This window comes from Endozoicomonas sp. ONNA1 (assembly GCF_024606325.1).
Classification (GTDB): domain Bacteria; phylum Pseudomonadota; class Gammaproteobacteria; order Pseudomonadales; family Endozoicomonadaceae; genus Endozoicomonas_A.
In genome coordinates this window covers 1-2852 of sequence record NZ_JAHHPN010000949.1, presented here as the reverse complement: position 1 = coordinate 2852, position 2852 = coordinate 1, and the positions used below count along the sequence as shown (strand labels likewise).

2 protein-coding genes are annotated in these 2852 nt (G+C 49.4%); both read right to left on the bottom strand.

What is annotated here, in order from left to right:
* A partial coding sequence (locus KDK19_RS22755) for a hypothetical protein (RefSeq protein WP_257293017.1) occupies positions 1-2484 on the bottom strand: 2484 nt, incomplete at its 3' end.
* Between the two features lie 64 nt (positions 2485-2548).
* A partial coding sequence (locus KDK19_RS22750; protein WP_257293016.1) for a hypothetical protein occupies positions 2549-2852 on the bottom strand: 304 nt, incomplete at its 5' end.

The following is a 2852-nucleotide window of genomic DNA, read 5'->3' as shown; positions in this document are numbered from 1 at the left end:
CTGCGCCAGATCAGCCGCACCGTGCATGGCGGCTTCCAGATGCCGTTGGAATTCATTCTTGCTGCCAGGCTCGGCGGTAAACTCTTCAGTCAGTTGCGGAGGTAAGTCAAGACGTCCAGCGTCAAAACCCGGAGGCCGAGTCAGCGTAAATCCGGGAAAATCGTCGCCAACCCCACAACCACGGATAATGTCCATTCGATCCGCAAAGCGTAATATGCGCAGATACCAGCGCAGAGGCTCGGGCAGGCTCTGCTCATCTTTACCATTGACATCGTTTTCCTTGCTGTCCATTGCCAGTGCTATGTCATCCAGTAGTGGTTCAGGATAGTGCCCGGCCAGGTCCCGTTTGAAGTAGTATGCTGATCTTGTTTCTTCCGCTGATTTGTCGACATCTTCGGCGGCAGCATCATGATAGATGATCGCCAGCGCCATGAGTTGTTTTTCTTCCGGGCTCAGATAACACAGCTGAAATTTCTCCAGCAATTCCATATACCAGTGCCCATTATTCCTGGCCCGCAGGACATGGCTGCAGCTGTGGAGCGGTTTCCAAACGGTTGGCATGGTCTGTCTGCCAAGGCTACGGATCACCCGTTCTGGTCCCGGACGGCGATAATAATGCTGCAATACTTTCAGGATGGTTTTTTCATTGTCGCCGGCATTATCAGGCATGACCGGCGCTTTGCTGAAGGCGTCCACCACAAGCTGTAATACCGGTTTCCTGGCTGCCAAGGGTGTTGTCGATGCGCCAGAATCGTCCAGCGGACCGAGAGACTTTTTCAAATCCCTGATGTCCTCCTGAGCCTGTCGGACATGCTCTGGCCAATTCTGGTAGAAAGGATTCGTTTCCCGTTGCGTCCAGAGTTTTTCAACCCATTGGATGTAATCAGCCACGGAGAAATTATTAATCACCTTCTTACCGTCACGGTAATAACGGTTCAGATCTACTTTGAGACGATGCAGAACCTCTTTGTCCATGTGAGTACCGTAATGAAAAAGGGCCAGTAAGCGGGACTTGATCATGTCGAGGTTTTGATCGTGAAAAAGCACATCCAATAATGCCGCTTCCATGTATTTTTGTATTTGTCCTTTATCGCGACGCAGATCCTGACAGACCCGGTCAAATTCAACGACGTTTCCCGGACAACTGGTTAAAGGAAATTTCCTGAGATGGTTCGTGTTCAGAAAATCAAAGGGCGCAAAGGCAGCCACCATATAATTCATTACCTCCGCTGACACTTTCAATTCTGAACCATCTAGCATACTGTTAAAAATCATGGCAGACCTGAAATCCAGCCTCGCTCCGCTGTGCAGAAGCAGCTTAAGTATGCGGTAAGCTTCTTCCTCATGTTCCTGAGTTTGCCCATGCTCAGGTTGTTTTTTTCTTAACTCTTCGGAAGTCAGTAACATATCAAGCAACGTTCGAGCAGTTCCTTCATGAAAAAAACGCTGGTGAATTGGCAAGCCGCTTTGTTTTAATTCCAGCAGCTTTTCGTAACTGTAATGATCGGGATCACTCACTAGCGTGATGGCCTGTCGCAATTTGTGTCTGACATTGGCCGAGTCGGTTGATTCCGAACTCAATGTCTCTGCCCGCAAAGACATTGGCAGCAGATTTAACACGGCTCTGAAATGTTTTGGGGCTATGCCCTCTAAAAACGCAAAATTATTCAGGGAATGCTCATTCCTGGCTAAGTGTTTACTGTCCAGCTCATCATCAAAGTAGACCTGTACAGAACCTGTCTGATGGCAATAAACGACCAGGGGCAAGGGTTCAAGCTCCAATACCTGTTCACACTCACGCTTGTCCTGCAGGATATCGGCAATATTTATCTGTGCATCGTTGTAAACACAAAAGCATTTGATGTCTTTTTCGCTGTATCCGGTGAGCACCAGTTCCGGGTAATCCAGTCGTGTGCTACTGCCAAATTTCAATTTTGGTAAACTGAACGTCCCATCCGGTTGCAGATGCCCCGAGGTAAAACGCAGAGGATAAACTCTCCAGATCACCTGATCGCCACGCTCAAGACGCCTACCGAGCAATGATTGCAGATGAGGTAGTAATTTTACTGTCAGTTTTTCCGGAGTTGAGTCAGGCTCCTCCAGCAGATCTCTGGTCCTTGCGTTACGTTTATAAACATACAGGCATTGTGGATCAATAATGCCTACCATCCATTTACCATAACGTTGTGGCACGTGTTCGGTTGGCATCATCTTTCCCGGCAGGGCAAGGGTAAAGGGTCTTGGTGCACCCTTGCCCGAAAAGTAATTTTTTTCTTTACTCAATTCAATTCGCCGAATCGCCAGGCGTCCACTCTCAGCGGCCCACAGTAGCTCTTGTCGCTCAGACTCCCTGGGATGACGGGGTAGCAGCTTGCGGGTTGGTTGGCTGCTTGACCATTGGCCAGAGGCTGTTGCCGCCCGGGTATCAAAATGGGGTTGTGGGCACGGGCTCGCATTGACTCTCATTCCGTGGGCAGCATTCATAGAAACATTCCTGGAAAACGTTTTATGTATGAGGACATTCTGATGTCTTTAGAGTAACTGGCAGTTAAAAAGTTCCATCTGCCGCTGCTGCACCCTGAGCGTCAGTCTTCGCAATCTTCTTTGGCACCAGCATTTCCCATTCTCTCGGGAGGCCATCGTTGGTTAAGTAGGGACGCTTCTCTCTGAACACGCCAATACTCCGTTGTTTCAGCACTTTTTGGGCTTCCTCCGAAGCCAGCGTTTTTTGCGTCAAGGTGCCCGGATTCATCTGTATACCTTCGTTCTTCAGCCGCTGCACCTCTTGCTCCAGTGCCTGTTGTGTTGTCGGGCTCAGCAGCGACGGGTCATGTTCGTACTGCATCTTTTCC